This is a genomic window from Streptomyces sp. NBC_01426 (assembly GCF_036231985.1).
GTDB lineage: Bacteria > Actinomycetota > Actinomycetes > Streptomycetales > Streptomycetaceae > Streptomyces.
The window spans coordinates 808,825-829,524 of sequence record NZ_CP109501.1 but is presented as its reverse complement, the minus strand read 5'-3'; the positions used below and the strand labels follow the sequence as shown (position 1 = coordinate 829,524).

Annotated in this window: 23 protein-coding genes and 2 pseudogenes; 10 read left to right on the top strand and 15 right to left on the bottom strand. The window is 68.7% G+C overall.

Annotated elements, in window-relative coordinates:
- Window positions 1–272 precede the first annotated feature (272 nt).
- Entirely contained in the window at window positions 273–1,565 is a 1,293-nt protein-coding gene (locus tag OG906_RS38025) for a sensor histidine kinase (protein WP_329448865.1), read from the bottom strand.
- 44 nt (window positions 1,566–1,609) lie between these two features.
- Here OG906_RS38025 and OG906_RS38020 point away from each other — a divergent pair, with 44 nt between their 5' ends.
- Window positions 1,610–1,897 (top strand): tetratricopeptide repeat protein, encoded by a 288-nt coding sequence (locus tag OG906_RS38020; protein WP_329448950.1) that lies wholly within the window; start codon window positions 1,610–1,612, stop codon window positions 1,895–1,897.
- A 678-nt stretch (window positions 1,898–2,575) separates the two neighbouring features.
- Here the strand turns inward: OG906_RS38020 and OG906_RS38015 are convergent.
- Window positions 2,576–3,523 carry a glycoside hydrolase family 26 protein gene (locus tag OG906_RS38015; RefSeq protein WP_443067492.1) on the bottom strand — a complete coding sequence of 316 codons (948 nt, stop codon included), beginning with the start codon at window positions 3,521–3,523 and terminating at the stop codon, window positions 2,576–2,578.
- Window positions 3,524–3,836: 313 nt separating this feature from the next.
- Between OG906_RS38015 and OG906_RS38010 the strand changes: the two genes are divergently transcribed.
- On the top strand, window positions 3,837–4,421 hold the full coding sequence (locus OG906_RS38010; RefSeq protein WP_329448864.1) for a hypothetical protein: 585 nt from the start codon (window positions 3,837–3,839) through the stop codon (window positions 4,419–4,421).
- Here OG906_RS38010 and OG906_RS38005 read toward each other — a convergent pair.
- Window positions 4,412–4,768 carry a hypothetical protein gene (locus OG906_RS38005; RefSeq protein ID WP_329448863.1) on the bottom strand — a complete coding sequence of 119 codons (357 nt, stop codon included), beginning with the start codon at window positions 4,766–4,768 and terminating at the stop codon, window positions 4,412–4,414. The genes OG906_RS38010 and OG906_RS38005 overlap by 10 nt on opposite strands.
- Before the next feature lie 113 nt (window positions 4,769–4,881).
- Between OG906_RS38005 and OG906_RS38000 the strand changes: the two genes are divergently transcribed.
- Window positions 4,882–5,133: a hypothetical protein gene (locus OG906_RS38000; RefSeq protein WP_329448862.1), complete on the top strand. Its 252-nt coding sequence runs from the start codon at window positions 4,882–4,884 to the stop codon at window positions 5,131–5,133.
- Between the two features lie 829 nt (window positions 5,134–5,962).
- A pseudogene (locus OG906_RS37995) lies at window positions 5,963–6,271 on the top strand (transposase); the annotation flags it as partial.
- A gap of 57 nt (window positions 6,272–6,328) precedes the next feature.
- Here OG906_RS37995 and OG906_RS37990 read toward each other — a convergent pair.
- Window positions 6,329–6,787: a hypothetical protein gene (locus OG906_RS37990; RefSeq protein ID WP_329448861.1), complete on the bottom strand. Its 459-nt coding sequence runs from the start codon at window positions 6,785–6,787 to the stop codon at window positions 6,329–6,331.
- 52 nt (window positions 6,788–6,839) lie between these two features.
- Between OG906_RS37990 and OG906_RS37985 the strand changes: the two genes are divergently transcribed.
- Window positions 6,840–7,178 carry a hypothetical protein gene (locus OG906_RS37985; RefSeq protein ID WP_329448860.1) on the top strand — a complete coding sequence of 113 codons (339 nt, stop codon included), beginning with the start codon at window positions 6,840–6,842 and terminating at the stop codon, window positions 7,176–7,178.
- Window positions 7,179–7,244: 66 nt separating this feature from the next.
- Here OG906_RS37985 and OG906_RS37980 read toward each other — a convergent pair whose 3' ends face one another.
- From OG906_RS37980 to OG906_RS37950, 7 genes are all read right to left on the bottom strand, one after another.
- Window positions 7,245–7,982: a dienelactone hydrolase family protein gene (locus tag OG906_RS37980; protein WP_329448859.1), complete on the bottom strand. Its 738-nt coding sequence runs from the start codon at window positions 7,980–7,982 to the stop codon at window positions 7,245–7,247.
- 461 nt (window positions 7,983–8,443) lie between these two features.
- Complete coding sequence (locus OG906_RS37975) at window positions 8,444–8,902, bottom strand: transposase (RefSeq protein ID WP_329448858.1); 459 nt, start codon at window positions 8,900–8,902, stop codon at window positions 8,444–8,446.
- 129 nt (window positions 8,903–9,031) lie between these two features.
- On the bottom strand, window positions 9,032–9,547 hold the full coding sequence (locus tag OG906_RS37970; protein ID WP_443067491.1) for a winged helix-turn-helix domain-containing protein: 516 nt from the start codon (window positions 9,545–9,547) through the stop codon (window positions 9,032–9,034).
- 110 nt (window positions 9,548–9,657) lie between these two features.
- Entirely contained in the window at window positions 9,658–10,497 is an 840-nt protein-coding gene (locus OG906_RS37965; protein WP_329448856.1) for an IS5 family transposase, read from the bottom strand.
- A 375-nt stretch (window positions 10,498–10,872) separates the two neighbouring features.
- Window positions 10,873–12,420: a serine/threonine-protein kinase gene (locus OG906_RS37960; RefSeq protein WP_329448855.1), complete on the bottom strand. Its 1,548-nt coding sequence runs from the start codon at window positions 12,418–12,420 to the stop codon at window positions 10,873–10,875.
- 301 nt (window positions 12,421–12,721) lie between these two features.
- The gene (locus tag OG906_RS37955; protein ID WP_329448854.1) at window positions 12,722–12,847 is read right to left on the bottom strand and encodes a hypothetical protein; all 126 of its coding nucleotides are present in this window, start codon (window positions 12,845–12,847) and stop codon (window positions 12,722–12,724) included.
- A 73-nt stretch (window positions 12,848–12,920) separates the two neighbouring features.
- Window positions 12,921–13,520: a TetR/AcrR family transcriptional regulator gene (locus tag OG906_RS37950; RefSeq protein WP_329448853.1), complete on the bottom strand. Its 600-nt coding sequence runs from the start codon at window positions 13,518–13,520 to the stop codon at window positions 12,921–12,923.
- Window positions 13,521–13,656: 136 nt separating this feature from the next.
- On the opposite strand from OG906_RS37950, the gene OG906_RS37945 reads away from it, so the two are divergent.
- Window positions 13,657–14,361 carry a siderophore-interacting protein gene (locus OG906_RS37945; RefSeq protein ID WP_329448852.1) on the top strand — a complete coding sequence of 235 codons (705 nt, stop codon included), beginning with the start codon at window positions 13,657–13,659 and terminating at the stop codon, window positions 14,359–14,361.
- A gap of 50 nt (window positions 14,362–14,411) precedes the next feature.
- Window positions 14,412–15,611 carry an MFS transporter gene (locus tag OG906_RS37940; protein ID WP_329448851.1) on the top strand — a complete coding sequence of 400 codons (1,200 nt, stop codon included), beginning with the start codon at window positions 14,412–14,414 and terminating at the stop codon, window positions 15,609–15,611.
- Between the two features lie 51 nt (window positions 15,612–15,662).
- On the opposite strand, the gene OG906_RS37935 is transcribed toward OG906_RS37940, so the two are convergent.
- On the bottom strand, window positions 15,663–16,040 hold the full coding sequence (locus OG906_RS37935; protein ID WP_329448850.1) for an ATP-binding protein: 378 nt from the start codon (window positions 16,038–16,040) through the stop codon (window positions 15,663–15,665).
- 123 nt (window positions 16,041–16,163) lie between these two features.
- A complete protein-coding gene (locus OG906_RS37930) occupies window positions 16,164–16,511 on the bottom strand; it encodes an STAS domain-containing protein (protein WP_329448949.1) in 348 nt (115 codons plus the stop codon).
- A 723-nt stretch (window positions 16,512–17,234) separates the two neighbouring features.
- On the opposite strand from OG906_RS37930, the gene OG906_RS37925 reads away from it, so the two are divergent.
- Both OG906_RS37925 and OG906_RS37920 read left to right on the top strand, forming a co-directional pair.
- Window positions 17,235–17,492, top strand: coding sequence for a hypothetical protein (locus OG906_RS37925; protein WP_329448849.1), 258 nt, complete (start codon window positions 17,235–17,237; stop codon window positions 17,490–17,492).
- Window positions 17,493–18,070: 578 nt separating this feature from the next.
- Window positions 18,071–18,244, top strand: a pseudogene (locus OG906_RS37920) (Zn-dependent alcohol dehydrogenase); the annotation flags it as partial.
- A 75-nt stretch (window positions 18,245–18,319) separates the two neighbouring features.
- On the opposite strand, the gene OG906_RS37915 reads toward OG906_RS37920, so the two are convergent.
- Together OG906_RS37915 and OG906_RS37910 are read right to left on the bottom strand one after the other, a co-directional pair.
- Window positions 18,320–19,252 carry a D-alanyl-D-alanine carboxypeptidase family protein gene (locus OG906_RS37915; RefSeq protein ID WP_329448848.1) on the bottom strand — a complete coding sequence of 311 codons (933 nt, stop codon included), beginning with the start codon at window positions 19,250–19,252 and terminating at the stop codon, window positions 18,320–18,322.
- A 164-nt stretch (window positions 19,253–19,416) separates the two neighbouring features.
- The gene (locus tag OG906_RS37910; RefSeq protein WP_329448847.1) at window positions 19,417–19,794 is read right to left on the bottom strand and encodes a hypothetical protein; all 378 of its coding nucleotides are present in this window, start codon (window positions 19,792–19,794) and stop codon (window positions 19,417–19,419) included.
- 382 nt (window positions 19,795–20,176) lie between these two features.
- On the opposite strand from OG906_RS37910, the gene OG906_RS37905 reads away from it, so the two are divergent.
- Window positions 20,177–20,485 carry a hypothetical protein gene (locus OG906_RS37905; RefSeq protein WP_329448846.1) on the top strand — a complete coding sequence of 103 codons (309 nt, stop codon included), beginning with the start codon at window positions 20,177–20,179 and terminating at the stop codon, window positions 20,483–20,485.
- Window positions 20,486–20,700 lie beyond the last annotated feature (215 nt).

Sequence of the window (20,700 nt, the reverse complement as noted above, 5' to 3'; positions counted from 1 at the left end):
CGGCGGCCCCGCCGGAGCTTCATCGCCGCCCACGCCGTCTCCCGCCCCGAACGGGCCGAGGAAGGTGCAGTCAACACGTCAGCGTGCGCACGGGCCGGTCGGGGAGGGCGACCAGGTCCCCGGTGTCCTCTGACAGGTGATCTTGATCGGTCGCCAGGAGAGTTTGACCGGTCGGGGAGCCGTCAGGTCAGGTGCTCGGCCGGTCGCGGCGAAGCTCCGCTCGACGTTCCTCGACGAAGTCCATCGCCTCGTGGATCGTGCAGCCCGACGCGTCACGGTATGCCTTGATCGCATGGATGACCCGGCCGCTCAGGATCTCGTGGTCCACGGTCTCTGGCTAGTTTTCCATAGGCTGACCGTACTGACAGGCGTCCGACCACGCCGGTCAATATCACCTGGCAATCGGTCAAGATCACCTGCCAGAGGGCAGCCAGTGTGGGGCGCGGCGGGGCGGGTGTGTCCATCGGGGTCCGTTCTGGTGGGGGGCTGCACTCGGACATAGAATAGAACACGTGTCCGATCTCCCGCCTGACCTGGCGCGGCGGCGCACCGTCGTCACCTACCTGCCGGCCGCCCTCGGCCGGGCCGAAGAGGCACTCGCCTCGCTGTGGGGCGTCCACGTGTAGGCGGATGGTGGTTCCCCGGTCGGGGGTGGAGCGGATTTCGACGAGGTCGCAGAGCTGGTGTGCGAGCCACAGGCCGCGGCCGCCGATCTGGTTCGCTTCGGGGCGGATGCGGCCGGTCATCGCGTCGGGGATGTAGCCGGAGTCGCGGAATTCGCAGAGGAACGTCGCGTTCTGGACCCAGGTGCGCAGGGTGCCGTGGCCGCCGCCGTGGCGGATGCTGTTCGTGGCGATCTCGGTGACGGAGACGGCGAGCTTGGGTAGGCGGTCCTCGGGGACGCCGGCGTCGGCGGCGCACGGGGAGACCTTCGAGCGGATCGCGGCCAGGTCGCCGTGCGTGTAGCTCAGCTCCTGGAAGGGATCGCACGGGGCGGCCAGGGCGTCGAAGGAGTATTCCCCGCCGGTGAGGTAGTCCTCGTTGGGCGCGTGCCGCCCGTCGCGGCGGATCTGCGGGTGGCAGCGCGACAGTGATCGCAGCGCGTCTTGGTCCTCGTCGGCGGCGTCGTAGGGGCACAGCATCGACCAGGTGGAGCTGCGTGCGAAGGCCCGATTCATCAGCCATTCGTGGTAGCGGAGCTCCGAGAGGTGCGCGGCGCTGCGCGCTTGGCGCCAGGCGGTTTCGCCGATGCCCCGCACAGGCCTGCCGCCTTCGCCTCGTTCGTTCATCCATGCCGACCAGGCGGCGATGTATCGGCCGGGGTCGGGGCCGGCCGTCGTGGTGTCGACGAAAGTGACGGCGGTTTCGTCGGCGAGTTCGCCGCGCAGGAGTGAGGTCTTGTCCGAGGGGACCGCGACGACCACTGCCTCGTCGGCTTCCAGTGCCTCGTGGATGTAGTCCAGGGTCCCGGACAGGTACTGGTCCTCCCCGCGGTAGGGATAAAGCTCGTGGCGGAACGGGGCCCTGTCGGGACGGGCCGGCGTCGAGGACACGGTCGCGGTCATGCCGCCATCACCACCGGCACGTCCGCGGTGGCGTAGCCCGCCAGATCCCAGACAATCTGGCTCTTGCATACGCTGATACAGGCGACCTGATCCGTGCGATCCCACTACACGAAAGCACCCTGATCGATCGAGAGCGGATCCTGGGCAACGACCACCCGCGGACACTGGGCTCTCGGCTCAACCTCGCTCGCGTGTACTACTCCGCAGGAAACGCGAACGGTGCGATGTCCCAGTACGAGCGCGCCCTGGAGGGGTGTGAGTGGGTGCTGCACGACAACCATCCGCTGACTGTTGCCACGCGAGCGGCTCTGGAACGGACACGGCCCGCATAACTGGCTCGACGTCGGTCAAGGCGGTCGGCGTAGCCGTCCTCAACGACACCGGCTACGGCGTCACCCGATCCTGACCCGCCGCCCCCGTGGTAGGCAGCACTGGCCGATTTCACGGCTCTGGCCGGAGTTCCGTGAAATGCCTGGTCGCCGTTATGGAGGGCGCGTGGATAGAGACCACTCCGGAGGCCGTCTATCCAGCAGCCACAACCTGGCCGGCCGTGACTTGGGGAGGTTCAGGGAGCAGCGATGCGAGGTTGTCCCGTACGAAGTCAGCGGCCCTCTTGACCGACTCTTCGGCCCCGGCTTGGTCCTCAAAGACGCTGGTAGAGAGCATCACTCCACCCCCCGCGTTAACCCAGTAGTAGGCCACGAATCCAGGCACTTGGCGAAGGAGAGGCACGAATCCCTCTTCCACCCGGCGCCCCGCCTCGGCAGGATCCGTCACCCCTTCATACCGTCGAACCACTGCGTACATGGCTGATCTCCTCTCGGATCCCAAGGTCGCCTCGTGCGAAACGACCTACCCCCACCGTGCGTCGCTGGCTCGCGGGAGATCCGGAAGGCACTCGGATAGGCGCACCGATGATCCAAGACGGCGTCCACTGTAGCCAAGGCCGGGCGGGCAAACCGGCTTCACGAAACTACCGCCAGGACGGCGAGCGCGCGGCAGGGAAGCCGTCACCGGCCCTGGCGGGCCGCCAGGAACGTGCGGAACACCTGTGCGGAGCGCGGGTTCTGGTCGCACTGCCATACGCCGTGGGGGCAGTAGTCCGTGATGCTGTGGTAGAGCGGTTTGTGCTCGGCGATCCATCTCAGCATGCGTCGCATGTACTCGGGGTTGTCGCCGTTGCGGAACAGCCCCCATTCGGGATACGAGATCTGCTTCCCGTGCGCCCGCGCGAAGTCGACCTGCTGTCGGAGCCCGTACGGCTGGGTGACCTGCTCGTCGAAGGTGTGGCCGGGTGGCTGGTCGTAGCTGTCCATGCCCAGTACGTCGACCACGTCGTCACCGGGATAGCACGCAGTCCAGGCGATGGCGTCGCCGCCGCGGTTCGGGGCGAAGTCGAACCGCAACCGCTGCCCCTCGACCGAGCGCATGGCGGCCACGATGCGCCGCCAGTACCTTTTCCAGTTCTCGGGGTCGGGACGACACCGGTGGGTGTAGTTGAAGCCGTTCATCTCCCAGCCGAGCACGATCACCGTGTCCGGCACGCCGAGGGTGACCAGACGCTTGGCCAGCCTCCGGAAGTGGCGATCGTGCTCGCCCCGTGCGCCGGCGCGGATCAGCTCGGCCACCTGCTCGTCGGAGACGTCGGCCTCGTTGCGTTCCTGCATGGGCACATTCAGAACGAAGAGCCGATCGGCTCTCGCCCTGCGCCACCGGGCCCAGCTGCGCAAGGAATCGGGGGCTCCCTCGATGTTCGACCAGGTGTCTCCGGGCAGGTAGGTGTGCCCGGCGCGCAGTTCGGTGCCCCCGAGCCAGTGCGAGAGGCCCCGCATCCTCTCCACACCGGGCGAGCCGTAGTGGAGGTAGGCGCCCACCGCGACCTCGGTCCCGGCGTTGCTGCCGGGCCCCCCGAGGCCCTCACCTGTGGGCGAGGCGAGGGCGCACCCGGTGACAAGCATGCCGACCAGGAGCGTACGGGTGCAGGCGCTCGCCAACCGACGGCCCCGAGGGAACATGACGCCTCCATGGAATCTCGAACGGTGTGCGTGGTCGCCGGGTGCGCTTTGCACCGATGCTAGGCATCTCGCCCGTTCCCGGCCTGTTCGGTGCCCCGATGCTCGGCTGAACGAACGACGCGGCCGTCGAGGGCTCGACCGGTTGGCCGCCTGTTACGAATGCGCCTCGAACTCGACGAGGAGACGCGTGGGGAGGTGCGGTAAGGCAGCGTGGTCGGGGACCAGTTGAAGGCCCACCCGTCGCCCAGGGGGACACATGCGGACCCGCGCATTCGCACTCGTACTGACCGTGGTCGGCGCCGCCCTGTCAGCCGGCTGCTCCGGTGGACCCGAAGCCGCCGCGCCGAGCCCGAGTCCCAGTCTCAGCGTGAGTGCGAGCCCCACCCGTACCCCGACACCGACCTTGCCGCCCGAGCCGACGCCCGCCGGTGAGCTCGTCGCCCTCTGGTACAAGCAGGACGGCTCAGAGCGGTACAACGAACTCGCCAAGCGGACGCGCGGCGTCCATGACCTTCACGAACAGGGCCGCGGAGTCATCGACTTCGAGAACCTGTCCGCGGCACTGCGCGCCGCCGAAGCCCACCAGGAGATCCCGGACGCGCCGACCCAGGCGGTGTGGGCGAACGCGCAGAAGCAGACCCGCAGCGGAATGGCGGACGTGCTGTCCGGTTCGTCGCTGGCCCTCATGCCCCTGCCCGAGGACGAGGCGAGGGAGGCGCAGGCACGGGGGTGGGAGAAGATCGGCAAGGGACTCGCGGAGCTGAAGGACCTGGACGCCCGATTCCGCGCCTTCGGAATCCGTCCCGACGTACTGAAAGACCCGTGGGCTGCCTACAACTGAGCCGTCGACCCGTGACCGCACGGTCTCGACGTTGGACCGGTGAGGTGAACCTGTACGCCGGATGGCTGCGGGGACGGGTGGCAGCGGTGGCAGTCCACCGGGGCGCCGCGGGTCAGCGGGGCTCCGCAGGCGACGCACGAGAGTTCGACCGACAGCCGGATACGGGCACCCTCTTTGCTCGCGACCTTGGTGAGACGCAGTCGCTCGCGGTCGATCCCATGGCGTACTGCCATGGCCTCTTCGCCGTCCCGGTGCACGTCGTCGATCAGCTCCGAGGCGGTGAAGCAGTAGCTGATGAGCGCCTCCGCGACCTTCTCGAAAGCTCCTTGGGCGACAGCGGCCTGCACGAGAAGGTCGCCTTCCCGTCTGGACTTCGCGGGCCCCGGAGGTCCTTGGCCGATCGCGGCCCCGACGACGTGGGCGTCGAAGCTGCGGCGGCGGGTGGCGTGCGCGTCCAGCCGTGCGCAACGTAGCGCAGCCCGGTATCGAACCGGAGGCGAACGCGGAGCAGCTGTCCGCCGCCGTCACCCGCAGCGGGCACGGCCTGCTGCGCCTGCGCCCGAGCCCCGGCAACGGACCGGGCACCATCCTGGCCGGGAGCGCGCCCGAGTGGACGCCGGACGCCGCCGCCTGGATCACCGGGACCGTCCTCGAAGCGCTGCGCGCGAGCGGAGTCCGGGCACCGGCTCGGATCACCGTCCGCGCCGTGTGAGGAGCGCCAGCTCCCCCATGTGTAGTTGGAGCGACTCCAAGGAGCGCATCGCGACTCCGGCTGCATGCGCTGGCTCGCCCTCCTCCTCTTATGACGTTGCGCACCGCGCAGCCGCTCGCCGGCGTGCAGTCGTGTTGCGGGGGGCGAATCCTTCCGGCCACAGGCGCAGCCAAGTCCGCACCAGCCAGACGATCACTGAGGCGATGAACAAGGCCTCGGTGAGCAGAAGCCAACGGGCCAGGCAGCCGTCGGCGGAGCGGGCGGTGTAGGCGGTGCAGTGACCGCCCTGTCGCAGAATCAGCGGACTCCAGACGAGATCGAGCCGTACGAGTTCTCTGGGAACCGCATGGACCACCGGTCCTACCCGCTCAGTTCTTCCGCGGGCGCCTTGGACACTGCGCTGCGCTGGGTAGCGGTGCAGTCAGGACAGCTCTGAGACCTCCCTCCCTGTGCCCCTCGAAAGCAGCGGGCGCTTTCATGGAGGCGTGGAAGGCCAAGCGAATGAAGGACGGTTCCAGGTGAGCAGGGAAGCGCCCCGACACGCGGTGGTTGACGTCGTCGTGCTCATCATGAATGACCGTGACGAGGAGTTCCGCACTCATGGGAATTCTCACTTTTCCCTCACCAACACAACCAATTTCAGACATGACTCAGCGTAGTTTCGGTTTCGGCTTCGAACAGGCCTGGTGTCAACCGCGGCCGACCCACGCTCCCACCCGAGGCGAGGCGAGGCGCGACGCGGCTCGCCTCCGACCGACCAGCCCGACACCCTCACCAGCCGGTATCAGCACGCCTACTACATGTTGACCGGACCGAATCCGACCCGTCGATACCGCCGATCCGCCGCCGCCGCGGTCCCCTCCGCAGACGGCCCGACAAGCTCCAAGGCGACAAGGGCTACGACTACCCTCACCTGCGGCAACGGTTCCGCTCCCGCGGCATCACGCCACGGATCGCCCGCCAGGGCGTCGATACCTCCGGGCGGTTCGGATGCCACCGATGGGTCATCGAACGAACTGTGTCCTGGCCCGCTGGCTGCCGCCGGCTCCGCCGACGCTACGAAGGCAAGCCAGAACACTTTCTCGCCTTCACAGCCATCGCCACCAGCCTCGTCAACTACCGACGACTCACGAAGTGAAACGACGTTCAAGGCGCACCGTGGACTGTGATGAGCCGTGACCCTTCGAAGCCCGCGTCATGCACAGCCCGTTTCGTCGTCTTCTGCGAGCGATGAGCGGACTCTGCGCACCACGAAGGGCGGCAGAAGTGGGTTGTCGGAGGGGGCCATCCAGTCGAATCGACTGCGGACGCCGCGCAGGCGGGCAGCAGCACTTTCGGCCCCGGCGATACCCATCTTCGCGCGGCGCTGGAGGGCGCCGTCGACGGTGGCACCCAGCGGTGCGTCGGGGAACTTCTGCCAGCGCTTCGGGCGCCGGCCGTTCATGCGCTCCTCAACAGCGTCGGCGCGGATATCGTCGGGTGAGCCTAGGAGCACCGTCAGCGCGGTCTGTGCGTGACGCCGGTTGGCACTGTTGGGGAACTGCTTGTTTCGACGGATGTTCTTGCGAGAGCTCTTGTCGTTCTCGCCGTAGTTGTTCCGATGATCTTTGACGTAGCTCAGCCGCTTCTTCTCCTGGGGTGTCTTGCGCTTCACCGTCCTGCGCCTCCTCCGGCTCCCGGGAGCGCCAGAGTAGCCATGTGCGGGTGTGTCGGCCACGCTGTTTCTGCGCGCCGGACGGCAGCAGATCCAAGTCCACGCGGATGCGGGCGGCGGCATCGAGGGGCTGGTCCAGATCGACTCCAAGATCGTCCGGACCCACCAGCACGCCGCCACCGGGCGAGAAGGGGAAACTTCACCCGTGGCTCCGGGAACCACCATAAGAAACGGTGCTGAATGCGTACATCTCGCCCTGGAAGCCGGAACGGCCCGCGTAGGTCGGAACGATCACGGCCATGGCTCCGCCGCAGTAAACCCGGCATTCACTGCGGCAGTTGTGAATACGTCTCCGCGCCCGCGCAAAGACCCGAATGCGGTTCTGCTGTGAGGGCTTGAGGGTGAGACTGTCAGTGCGCGACGCCGACCAGGCCTGGCACCAGCATGTTTGCCTGTGTCATCTCCCCGGGTCCTCCGTCACGGGCAGGCATTCGGTGAGCAGGTCGATGACGTCGTGCCAGGCTCGCTGCGCGTGCTGTGGGTGGTAGCCGATGCCGGGGACCGTGGGGTGGTCGACCGGCGGGTGGTGGAAGGCGTGCAAGGCGCCGCCGTAGATGGTGAGGCGCCAGTCGACGCCCGCGGCCTGCATCTCGGCGGTGAACGCGTTTCGTTGCGCGGGCGGCATGATCGGGTCTTCCGAGCCGACCCCGGCCCACACCGGGCAGCGAATGCGCGCCGCCTCGCCCGGTCGGCCCGTGGTGGTTGCGTTGACTGTCCCGATCGCGCGCAGATCGACGCCGTCGCGCCCGAGTTCCAGCGCGATGGCGCCCCCGGTGCCGTACCCGACGGCGGCAATCCGGTCGGGGTCGGTCCGCGGTTCGGTGCGCAACACGTCGAGCGCCGCATGGCCGATGCCCCGCATCCGGTCGGGATCAGCGAGCAGCGGCAGGCAACGGGCCAGCATCTCGTCCGGGTCGCTCACGTAGCGTCCGCCGTGAAGGTCGAAGGCCAGCGCCACATATCCCAGCTCGGCGAGCGCGTCGGCCCGGCGGCGCTCGACGTCGCCGAGTCCCATGCCCTCTGGTCCGAGCAGCACCGCTGGCCGGCGGTCGAGACCGGCCGGGAGCGCGAGGTGCCCGATCATCGTCAAACCGTCGGCCGGGTACTCGACCGTACGCGTCGTAATCGTCGTCATGAGACGGGACCGTAGTGATCGCCGAGCCCGGTCCGGCCGCTGTTCTGCCGCCGGCAGAACAGCGCGGGTATCCCTCTGAAATACGGGACGGGCCCGGCGTTCAGGGCTTCAAGATCATCCCGTTGCCCCTGTGGCCCGTCTGCCCGCACAACCCGGGCAGGCAGAAATTTGCGTTGCAAAGCGTCGGATGAAGCGCCGGTCAGATGTCATCTCCTACACCAATTGGCTTGGTGCAGAGAAGGTGGCTTCTCTGCAGTAGTCAAGCCGATAGGTCTGCGAGCAGCTCTCGCCGAGTCAGCTCCAGGACAGAGTCTTCGCGACTGCGGCCGGGATACGGCTCTCCGCCACGAGCACTGTTCAAGGCCGCCTGTAACCTCTGCGCGCTCGTACTCACTTCCGGGGGATGACCTTGTACCACCGCAACATCGTGCTGCCCATATGGGCGGGCCTTGCTCTGGCTCTTACTGATCTTTTCGTAAGTTCGGTGGGTGTGTTGGGTGGATGGTCAAACCGGTATGGGCGAGGAATGACCATGGCAGTCGGGGGTTGGTGTTGATGCGGTGGATGCCTTGCTCGGTGGCGTCGGCGACATCGGCGAGGTGGTCGCCGGCGAGGTTGGCGAGTTCACGCTTCTTGAGCGAGGACCACAACAGCTCCACCGGGTTCAGCTCGGGAGCGTAGGCGGGTAATCGCTCCAGGGTCAGCCAGTCCTGCTCGGCGACCCACGCCCGCATTGCCCGGCTCCAGTGCGCGGACAGGCCGTCCCAGACCAGGACCACCCGCTCGCCGCGGTAGAACACCTTCATCTGCTCCAGGACGTCGATGAGGGCGGCGGTGTCGTAGCTGCCGGGCTGGAGGTGGAAGCACAAGCGGGCCCCGCGATCGGGGTCGGTGAAGTGGTAGCCCAGGGCCCCGGCCATCGACGCGCGCTTCCAGTTCAGGCGGTGCCGCAGTAGACGGGGTCCGACCTCGAGGTGCGTAGGTGCGGCGGATCTGAGGCAGCAAGGAGATGCCTGATTCGTCGAGGAAAACGATCCAGGCACGTGTGTTCACGGCCCCTTTTTAATGCGCGGCCACTCGTGCGCGATCCAGCGGGCGATTTCCGACTCATCCCTCTCCACCGCCCGCCGCTCGGGCCGCTGCAGGCTCCATCCGAGCCGGCCGGTCAACAACCGCCACACCGACGCCCTCGACAACACCACCCCCGTTGCCCGGGTGACGACCGCGCCGACTCGCTCCAGGGTCCACAGGTCGGCCTCGAAGCCATGGGCCTGGGCACCTTGCTCCAACGCGGCTCGGACCGTCTCGACCTGGGCGTCGTCCAGCTTGGGCGGGCGACCGGTAGCCGCACGCCGCCGCAAGGCCGAAGCGCCACCTTCCTCCCACGCACGCCGCCATCGACGCACGCTCTCCGCACACACCCCCACCGCCCGCGCGATCTCCGTATTCGAGACACCCTCCTCGAACAACTCGCCCGCCCGAACACGACGAGCCTCCGCCAACTGAGGCCGCGGCAAAGGAGGAAGGGAGACGCCGGCCGCAGAGCGCAAAGGTCGATAAGCCACCCCGACAGCCTCCCACCCACACAGCCACCACACCCACTGAACTTACGAAAAGATCAGTAGAGGGCGTTTCATCCCGTTGTTTGATCCCGGATTGTCGGTTTGAGGATGGTTCACGCGCCGCGCCATGTGAGGGTGGCTTCGGCGGTGAGTCTGCGGGTCATCAGATTGATCATCGCGAGCTGGATCATCGCCTCGGAGCGGTGCGGACGGGCTTCGTAGTCGCGGGCAAGCCGCCGGTGATTCATGAGCCAGCCGAGCGTTCTCTCGACCGTCCAACGACGAGGCAGGACTTTGAATCCCCTGGTGGAAGGGTCGCGGCGGACGATGTGCATGTCGATGCCGAGGGCGGCGGCGTGCTCGACGAGGTGCTGGCGGTAGCCGCCGTCGACCCAGGTCTTGCGGACGGTGGGGTGCTCGACGGCGACCCGGCCGATGAGGGTCCGGCCGGCGATCGAGTCCTGGACACTCGCCGCGGTGACCACGACCGCCAGGAGAAGGCCGACGGTGTCGATGACGATGCTCCGCTTGCGTCCGACGATCTTCTTGCCCGCGTCGATGCCTTGCTCATAGGTGGGGACGTTGGTGGACGTCTTGATGCTCTGTGAGTCGATGACGCATGCGGTCGGTTCCTCCTCACGGCCCTCCTGCCTGCGTACTTGGCGTCGCAGGAGACTGTTGAGCTGGTCGAAGACACCTTCTTCCTGCCACCGCGCGAAGTAGGCGTAGACGGTATTCCAATGCGGGTAGTCGTGCGGGAGGTAGCGCCACGGGATCCCTGTGCGGTTCACGTAAAGGACCGCGTCCAGGAGGCTGCGCAGGTCGTGGTCGGGTGGCTGGCCGATGTCCAGTCCACGGCCGCGGCGCTCGGCCCGCCAGGCGGTCAGAACCGGCTCGACCAACTCCCACCGGGCATCGGACAGATCGCTCGGATAGCGGCGGCGTTCAGACATGGTCTGGGACTACCCACCTGCCTTGGGCGCGCGGACCGGCGCCCGAAGCACACGGCGTGAAACCTGGCGCCTTGGGATGAAACAGGAGGAGGCAGAGCAATACGTCCGCCTGGCAGCCACTTTCGCATCATGAACCACAACAACCACAGCAGCCCCGAACGACCGTAGCCTCAGATCAGCACAAAAGACTCCAATAAGGCGCTAAACGCCCTCTGAGTACCTGTTTCCGATCTCGGACCCAGTGAGAGGTGGGGCTCACCTGGTGTTCAAGGTGCGGGGCTGTTTTCCGGCGCCGGGCTGCCCCATCACGTACACCGCGACCGGCTGGCGATGTGATCGCGTAGATCGGGTGGATCACGTGCAGGTCAGGCCGGGTCAGGTCAGCCGGTAGCTGGCGGCGGCGTGATCGGAGATCGTATCGACCAGCGACCGCGAATCCTCGGGCCCGGTGATCAGGAGCACGTGATAGCGCCCGTCGACCACGATGACGGTATTACGTGCGTAGACCCGCACGCCCGCCTGGCCGATCCACGTGTACGTCCCCGTTGCCGAGCGCTGGGTGCCGACCGTCGTCGCGTGGATGTCGGTCGCCGTCGACCAGGTGGACTCGCGGTAGGGCTTGAGTTCGGGTTCGGTGAAGCGCTGGTATTCGATGGGGTCGCCGTCCCCTGTCGCAGGGTCCCGGCCGGCGATCACGGTGAGTTGGAACCCGTCGCGGTCGAATACCGCCTGGCCCTTGCCGTTGAGCGGACGGATGGTCCAACCCCTGGGTAGCTCGACGCTGAACTCCCGCCCGCCGACCTTCTCGTACCCGGAAGCCGGCGAGGATTCCGGCGGGGTAGGTGATTTCGAGGCGGAGGCCGAAGCCGATCCGGAGGCGGACGTCGAAGTCGAGGGTGTGGCCGAGGCCGAAGGCCTGGCTCCAGGGCCGCCGCCCTCGGCCTGCGTCTTCCACTTGTCGATCAGGATGGGTGTGAAGGCCAGCGCGACGACCGCGATCCCCGCCACGCCCAGGCCTGCGCGCCGTCGCCGCCGGCGGGCGTTCGCCAGAGGAGTGCCGGCCCCGGTGGCTGGGCCGGCTCCCGCAGGCGCGTCCGCAAGAGCCCTCAGCCGCGCCACGGCGACGTCACCGGTGACGCGCTCGTTCGGCTGCTTCTCGAGCAAGTCGGAGATCAGCGAGGCGAGGTCGGGCGTCGCCCTCCGGATCGGCGGGGGCTCCACCAGGAGGACCGCGGCCGCGGTGGCCTCCATGGTGTCCCGACGGAAGGGGGATTCTCCCTCGACCATCTCGTACAGCACTACGCCGAGGGACCACAGGTCCGCCGCCGGACCCGGCTGGTCGCGTCCCGCCATCCGTTCCGGGGACATGTAGGCGATCGACCCCATGACCTCCCCGGATTCGGTCAGATCCGGTTCTCCCTTAATGTACGCAACGCCGAAGTCCGTGAGCACGGCCCGCCCGTCGTCACGGAGCATAATGTTGGACGGCTTGATGTCACGGTGTACGACGCCCTTGGCGTGGGCGGCGACGAGGGCCTCGGCGACGCCCACAAGCATCCCAGCGGCCTCCGCGGTACCGAGGGGCCCGCGTTCGGCGAGAACCTCGGACAACGTCCGTCCGTGCACCCGTTCCATGACGATCCACGGCCGTCCGTCCTCGACGATGACGTCGTAGACAGTGACGACGGAGTCGTGGCCGGCCCGCGCCGCGGCCTTTGCCTCGCGCAGGATGCGGGAGGTGCGGGCCTGGTAGACCGGGTCGTCGCGGTCCACGCGGATCAGCGCCTCTTTCACCGCGACCTGCCGGTCAACGACGGTGTCGAGACCGGCCCACACGGTTCCCATGGCGCCGGACCCGAGCCGCTCCGCCAACAGGTAGCGGCCCCCGATCAACCGGCCGCCGCCGTCACCCCCACGTGTCATGGACGTATGATGCCCGAGCTCCAGTCTCCGAAGTAGGCGTTCCGAAGGCGGAGTTGACGGCGACCCGGCCCTGTTGGGGGCGGACTGGGAGCCGAGGGGGCCGCGCCGCACCGTCGGGCCTGATCGGCGGACTGCGCGTACGACGACCTGCACTCGGCCAGCCTGGGTCCGGTTCCGGACCGGTTGGTCGATGCGCGCCGGCTTCGCCGCGACTGCTCCCAGCCCGGCGCGGACGCCTCACGACGAACATCAGGAGACCAGCCGGTTGGTTGGCAGATCGGGCCTGTACGGCCCCGGAAAGTCAGCTGGCGTCGGGGCGCTGTCCCGCGAGCTGGGTGAGCAGCTCAATGATCCGGGCCTGGTTCTGGTCGATCTTCTCGTCCAGAGCCTCGACCTTCTGGTCCAGGTTCCCGATCTGGAGACGCACCACGGTGACCCGGCCGCGGCGACCCGCGGCGGCATGAACGATCCCGGTGCGGCGAACGGGCCCGACGCTCGGCTCAGCGCGGGCGGCCCGTTGTCCAGGCGTCGAGCAGAATCGCGGCGTGGTCGGCGAGCAGCGCGGCGGGCGTCAGGGGGTTCCCGGTCTCCAGGATGACGGCGACGACGGGGCCGGCGAGTTGGGCGACGGCCAGTGGCGAAGGGGGCATGGCGGGGGCGTGCGGGCGTACGCGAGCGAGCACGGCCGAGGTGGCGGTGCCGACGAGGTCGGCGGCGCGGACGAGATCGCGTACCGCGGTGTCGTGCTGCGCTTCGCCCAGCAGTGCCCGGTAGGCGAGGCCGGCCGGCGAGGTGGTGAGGAAGGTGGTCAGCGCTTGGAGGAAGGCGAGGAGGTCGTCGGCTGGACGGGCCTGCGGCTCGATGTCCAACTCGTGGGCGGCGTCGGACGTGCTCGCCTCCAGCAGGATCTCCGCCTTGGTGGACCACCACCGGTAAACGGTCTGGCGCCCGACTCCGGCGCGTTCGGCGATGCCCTTCATGGTCATCGCCGCGTACCCCTGCTCGACGAGCATGTCGTCGACGGCGTGGAGAACGGCGATCCGCGCCGATTGGCTGCGGGGGCGTCCGGGTGTGGCCTGTTCGTGGGCTGTGCGTGGCATGGAATCAGCTTATCAAGACACGGTGCCTCGGAATGGTGTTAGCCTCATATCGAGGCACGATGCCTCGAAACCCTTGCGGGCGGCCGTAAGCATGTCCGGTTGTTCCCGCCGCTCTCGGACACCAGAGGGAAACCCCATGAAGACAACCCATAACTGCACGGTGCTAACCCGGCGCCACCTCACCCCCCGCACGGTCAGACTCACCGTGGGCGGACCGAGTCTCACCGGGCTCACCCCCCGCCCGGCCCAGGACATCGAGATGCTCCTCACCGACGCCCGCGGAAGCCGAGTCAAGCGGCGCTACACCATCCGGCACGCCCGCCCACAGGTCGGCGAGTGGGACATCGACGCGGTCCTGCACCCGGGCGGCGGGCCGGGCAGCACCTGGGCGGCGAGCGCGGAACCCGGTTCCCCCGTGGAGTTCGCCGGCCCCCGAGGAAAGCTCCGACTAGGACCGGCCGACGGCCATCTGTTCGTCGGTGACGAAGCCTCCCTGCCGGCCATCGCCGCCCTGACCGAGGCGCTGCCGGCCGGTCAGGAGGCCACCGCCGTCGTCGAGACCGAGTCTCCCGCCGACCGCGTCACGATCGCGGCGGGCCGGGTGCGCTGGCTCGAGCGCGGCGGCCGGCCTCCCGGCGACCCGCAGGCGCTTCTCGCCGTGGTCGCCGAGGAAATACTGGCGGGCCGCTTCGGCCAGGTCTACGTCCTCGCCGAGGCCGGCGCGGCGCGGGCGGTCCGCGAACTCGTGCACAGCGCGGGCGTCCGGCCGGACCACGTCTTCGCCAAGGGCTACTGGACGGCCGACCGCCGTCCCGCCGTCACGTCGCGGAACCCGATGTGACGGCCGCAGCGCCCGAATCTCGGAGCGGACCAACGTCGCGACAGGTCACGGTGGCCTTCCGAGGACTTCTGGTCGTCCGGCTGCTCGGTGCCCTGGCCGGCGGCGTCATGCTGCCCTTCGTCATCCTGTGGGCCCACCGTGTCGGCGGGCTGAGCGGAGCGGCGGCCGGCACGCTGTTCCTCGTTCAGGCCGTCGGTGAGTTCACCGGCGGCCTGGCCGGGGGCGCCTTGGCCGACCGCATCGGCCACCGCCGCATGCTGCTGCTCTCCACGACCGGGATGGCTCTCGGCTACGGCAGCCTCTTCCTGGTGCACCACCCGGTACCCGCCCTCGGTCTGTTCCTCGCCGCGGGACTCTTCGAGTCGGCGTTCCACCCAACCATCGCAGCGCTCATCGGCGACCTGCACGCCGACGAGGACCTCCCCCACGCCTACGGGCTGACCCGCGCGGTGGCGAGCGTAGGCGGCGTGATCGGCCCGATCCTGGGAGCCGCAGCCGTCACCCTCTCGCTGTCGGGCGTGTTCGCCGTGGCAGGCGTCCTGCTCGTCGGCGCCGCCCTGACGGTGCTCCTCGCCGTTCCCCCCGACCGCGTCGACGGCCCGGAGACAGCCGAGACAGACATCAAGGAGGCGTACGGCGCGCCCGCCCGGATCCTGCGCGACCGCAGACTGGCGCTGCTCATCCTCGGCGGCAGCCTGCTCAGCATCACCTTCACCTGGTGGCAAGCCGACGGCCTGGTACTCCTGAACCAACTCCACCCCCTGGGCACCACCGCCTACGCGGCCTTGTTCGTCATCGACGCCCTCGCGATCATCCTGTTCCAGATCCCGGTCAGCCGCTGGACCCGCCGACATGACACCGGGCGCATGCTCTTCCTGGGCGCCGCGCTCCAAGGCGTGGGCCTCGCGGGATTCGCCGCCGCCGAACTCGGCTACCCGGCCCTCGTCGCGGCCGTTCTCGTCGTCTCCTTCGGAATGATGATCTCCGGCCCCACCACCTCGGCATTCATCACCCGCTACGCCCCACCGGGACGCAGCGCCACCTACCAGGCCGCCCTGTCCACCACACAAGACATCGGCGCCGCGATCGGCCCCACCTCCGGCCTCGCTCTCGGCCGCATCGGCGCACCGGCCCTGGTATGGATCTCGGCGCTCCCCCTGGGCCTCCTCGCGGGCCTCGCCACCGCGCGGTCCGCCGGCCCGCCGTCACGACCGGACCCACCAGGACGAATCAGCCTGCGGGCATCGTGAGGTCAGCGCGGCGAGGCCGGGGGTAGTCCGAGCCGGCGCCAGGCGCGTGGCTCAGGCGGCGGCGGGGAGTGGGATGAACGCGGTGATCACCTTGCCGGTGTCATGAGATCGGATTTCCATGCGGTCAGCAATCTTGTTGACCAGCAGCCAGCCGAACCCGCCCGGCACCTCGACCGGCGTACCCGGCATCCGTGGGGACAGGGAGGACGCGTCCGACACCTCGACCGCCACGCAGTTCCGGAGAGGTCGGACGTGAAAGTCGGTCACGCCACCGGCATGGCGGACGGCGTTGGCGACCAGCTCCGAAACGACCGGCAGCACATCGTCCATCAGACGCTCCCCCACATCGGCTGCCGCCAGGATCTCGTGGGCGATTGCCGAGCGTCCTCGCAATTTCCGACCGACCGTGCAATCTGATGCGTCCGCCATCGCCCCTCCTTCCACCACCGCGTCTTCCCCTTTCCCCACGCGACCCACCAGGGCACCGGTTCCCTGCCCCGGCCCCGACCTACCATCCCGCGGCCGGCTCTCGCCACAGCTGCCGCCCGCACGTCAACCTCGCAGAACCCCCAGGTGAGCCGCGTGGCTGCACTCGGGGGCACCGGCGGGCGGCAGGTCTGTGTCAGCCGCCCGCTCGGCGAGGCCGTCGTCGATGGCGAACAGCAGGTTCGCGCCGGTCATCTCCAGCAACCAGGCCAGTTGCGGCGGGAGGGGCTCCAGCAACACCAGATCGCACGCCCTGTGAACTCGGAGCAGCAGGTTCAGGAACGGGGAGTCTGCGAACGTGATCCCACGGACGTCCAAGGCCAGCCGTTCCACGTCGCCCGCGGCGATTGCCTCGTCGCACGCGGCATCGAGGGAGCCCTCCGTGTCCGCGTCGAACTCCCCCACGCACCGCACCACCCGCAGCCCGGTGATCGGGCAAGACCGTCACCGTCGGTTCCTCCGGCCACCAGGCCCTCACCCCCACCTGGTGAACGTCGCCTCGCGTGACCTGTTCACGGCACCTGATCCGAGGCCATGGGCTGCGCCAATGCGGCTCGCCGTCCCAGGGCTGCCGTTCTCGTCCGGCGGCTTCTGTGCTCGGCGATGCCGTGATCTACCGGATCGCTCGCGACCAGGAGCGCGGCCAGGCGTTGGATTCTGCGGTCCAGAGCGAGGGCCAGGCGCCGGCGCTCCCGGCCGCGGATGGCGGCGACCGTCTGCGTGCTGGTTTCCAGTCAGGCTGCCAGGAAGCTGGTGGGCCACCCTCGTTCGGCGAGGTCCTGAAGGGCGGTGGCGGCTTTGTCCGCACCAGTCAGCCCCGGGAGAAGGCGTTCCCGTCTGAAGGCGCTGTTCGGGGGGATGCCGAGGATGGCTTCGGAGGTGACCCGGTGAATGACGGCCGATCGCTGCCCATCGGGACGGAGCAGGCGCCGCACGAGGGTGACGGCGACTCCCGAGATGTGGGCAATGTCCGCCGCCGACTGACCCGTCTCCCGCAACTGGCAGGCATATGCAGCGGTTTCGGCCGCAGGGACCCGGGCTGGGCGGCCGGCCCGCAGTTCCCTTCACCGAGGGGGCTCTGCGTCCCGGACAGGGCGAAAGCCTGGGCCCCCGCCACCAGCAGGGATGCTGGAGCGGTTGATCGACGACAACGATGAGTTCTGGAAGGCCATTGAGCGGCTCGGCCAGCACCGACTTCCCAGTCTGGCCCGCATCGATCCGTACGGAGACACTACGCTGCGCGGTGAGGCGGTAGACCAGATGGTGCGGGAGTTGGAAGGTTCGGATCTCGCTCGTCTGAGGAATGGTGAGCACGAGGCCGTCGCGACGCTGCCGGCCTGGGGCCGGAGGTGCCGTGCCGACCGAGACCTGCGGGTTGCCTTCTCGGGCGATTAGAGCGTCGCTTTCAGATCATCGGACCGTTGGTCTGGTGTGTCGCTGACTGACTCACAGCGGGCGCGGAGATCCCCCAGTCTCCGCGACCAGGCGGGCACGCAGTCTGAGGAGTTCGGGGGGCTCAGCGAGTCTGGGAACTCCAGCCCGAGCTCCTGCTTGTTCGCTCGGTGTTCTGCGGCTTGGTCGAGGCTTGCAGAAGTAGGGCCACTGACCGCACCACGCGTGCGGGCCCCGAACCAGCCGTCTGGTTCGGGGCCCGCACGCGGATGAGGAAGAGCGCCTCTGGGCGCCCGGGGTAGTCAGTCGAGGCCGGGTTGTTGGCCAACAAGCTGGTGAGCAGCTCGATGATCTGGGCCTGGTTCGCCCACAGGGGTGCGGGACCTGCCCATCGGCGCACCTCTGCACCCGGGTGGACGAGGCCAGGTGAACGGAAATCACTTGCGTGCTCCGTGACCGTCTGTGGGCGAGCTCCAAGGACGACGCCCACGCCTTGCGGTGTGTCGCTCGCACCACAAGGGGTGACCGCTGCTGGCACCCGATCGAGAACGGGCAAGTGCTCGGGGTGACCGGCTCCAAGGGGCTGCCGGTACGAATCCTCGCGCCCGCAGCGCGACATCGCCCTGTACGCGGACCTCCGATAGGGCCAGCTGCTGGACGATCTCGTCACCGAGGTCTACCCGGTGGAGGAATTCGTGAAAGCGGCAAACGACGCCCACCGCGGGCGGGTGGCGAGGGGGGTGCTCACCCTATGAGCCGTCCGGAAACGGCTCGGCTCCTCAGCCGGCGGGTTCGCACCCGCCGGCTGAGGAGCCGTGAACCGCGTCACCTCAGTCGAGGACGTCCGGGATCGGGTCGGTGTTGCTGCGCTGCAGCGCCGCCCCGGAGCCGGCCGCCGAACCGAGCGACCAGTCCATGAGCTTCATCGCGTCCGCGTAGCGCTCCTCGTCGTTCAGCAGGACACCGATGACGGTCTTGCCGTTGCGGGTGCCGGAGAAGACGATGCACTTGCCCGCGGCCGTGCCGGTGCCGGTCTTGACGCCAATGGCGCCCGGGTAGGCGTAGCCGGTGGGGCGCTCCCGGATCAGCAGGTTGCTGTTGCCCCAGGTGGCGTCGGTGGACGTGCCGCCGGTGCTGTACGTCGTGGCCTTCACGAGCTGTGGGAAGACCTTGCCCTTCATGGCGTACCGGGTGAGCTTCGCCAGGTCGCGCGGGGTCGTCAGGTTCTTCCCGGTCGGCGAGATGCCGTCGAAGGAGTCGTACGTGGTCTTGGTCATGCCGAGGGACTTGGCCTTGGCGTTCATCTGCGCGATGAAGTCCGCCGTACGGGCCGACGTGGTCGCGCCCTTGCCGAAGGTGTCCGCGAGCGCGTAGGCGGCGTCACAGCCCGACGGCAGCATCAGCCCGTACAGCAGCTGGCGGACCGTCGGGGTGGCCCCGACCTTGAGGTGGGCCGTGCTCGCGCCCTCACGGACGACGTAGTCCGCGTACTCCTTCTTGACGGTGACCTTCTTGTTGAGGTCAACACCGGGCGCCCTCAGCACGATCTGAGCGGTCATGATCTTGGTGGTGCTCGCACCCTGGCGTGGGGTGTCGGGGGCCTTGCCGGTGAGCGTGGCCCCGGTGCCGCCGTCGATCAGGATCGCGCCGGCGGCCGTGGTGGGAGGTGCGGCGACCGGAGCCGCCGACGAGACCGTCGAGGCGGCGACCAGGAGGGTTCCGGTGGCTACCGTGACGGCGACCGCGCCGCGGGTGCGGCGCATGAGGTTCAATATCAAGTCAAATCCCCGCGTATCCGAAGAATTTCCGAAGGGGAGGAACGTCGAGGTGTCCCTCCCCTTCCGGGAGCTTACGTAGCGGACGCCCGCAGGAACATCGGGCCGCGGGGTCAAAGCCTTTCCGGGCCCCGCACGGTCGGCCCGTTCAGTCACTGAAGCGGCCGAACCGGCCCCTGTGGAAGAGGAACGGGTCGCCCTGCCCGGCGGCGCCCGTGGCCTCGACGCCACCACCTCAGGCCGGTGTCGTGTTTGGTCGCGTGGGCTTCCATCTCCTGCGCGAGCTGTGACGGGACACGACCGATGAGCCGGATTCCCTCGCAGGTCACCTGAGGGCTGAGACGTCCATCGACATGGACGCAGGCCAGCTCTCCGTCCTCGTGGAAGGAGCACTCCACCGCCGCCCGGCTCAGAGGAGTGTCCTCCTTGGCGAAGCGCACCGGGTCCCACCCCGGGCCGTGCCCGTCGAGTTCGGCGGTGTACCCCTGAGCGGCCAGGGCCGCGACGATCGTCTCCTGGCGCATGTCCATGCGCAGCGGACCCAGGGTCCTCCCAGGAAGGTAGTCCCACCGATCCCGTTTCGTGTCCGGGAGCACCGGCCACATACCCGTATCCAACCCACGATCATCGCTCACTCAGCTCACGACGCGCACATCAGGGGCCGGGGTGAACACCGGCACCCCCTGGCCCAACCACAGCCCGAGCTCGGCCCTCTCCTCCATCTCGGCCGGCACCCGTCCCGAAGACGGCCTGATCGCCACGAACTCCCTTTCACACGGCGGAACTGCTTGTCCGGAGACCATCTGCTAGCACTGGAACAGCGGGCTGAACTCCCAGGACGGCTGTGACACTCGCAAGGAGGTCATCCTTGCCGAAGCCGTCGAGGGGCCCGCGGTCGCGGCCGGCTGCAAGTTGGCTGGTGGATCCTGGCGCTCCGCCTACGACAACGTCGTCGTCACGGACGCGGCCCGTCTGGATGTCGACCACTTCGTCCCGCTCGCCGAGGTGTTCGGCTCCGAGCAGATGCCCTGGTCGGCGGCGCGGCGGGAGGCGTACGCGAACGACCAGAACAGCCCCGACACCCTGATCGCCGTCCCCTCCGCCTCCCCCGCAGGCCTGGCAGGCTGGACCGTGGAGCCTGTCCGGGTCCTCCTTCGCACGTCGGCCCGGGCGGGCCGCCAACCCGCCCCCGGGCGGCCGGGCCGTTCAGGTCAGCGGTAGGTGCTCCAGCGGTCGTAGCGGGACAGGAGCTTGCGTGCCGCGTCCTCGTTTGAGACTCAAAGTGCGTGGCGGCCTGCGCGGCGTCCAGGTCCGTCGGGGTGTCGCGGGCCGCCCAGTACCCGACTCGCTCGGCGATGACCTCCAAGTGGCGGGCCGCCCGCACGCCCGCGATCGGGGATGTCTTCGTCAGCTTGTCGATCTCCTCCTCCAAGCGC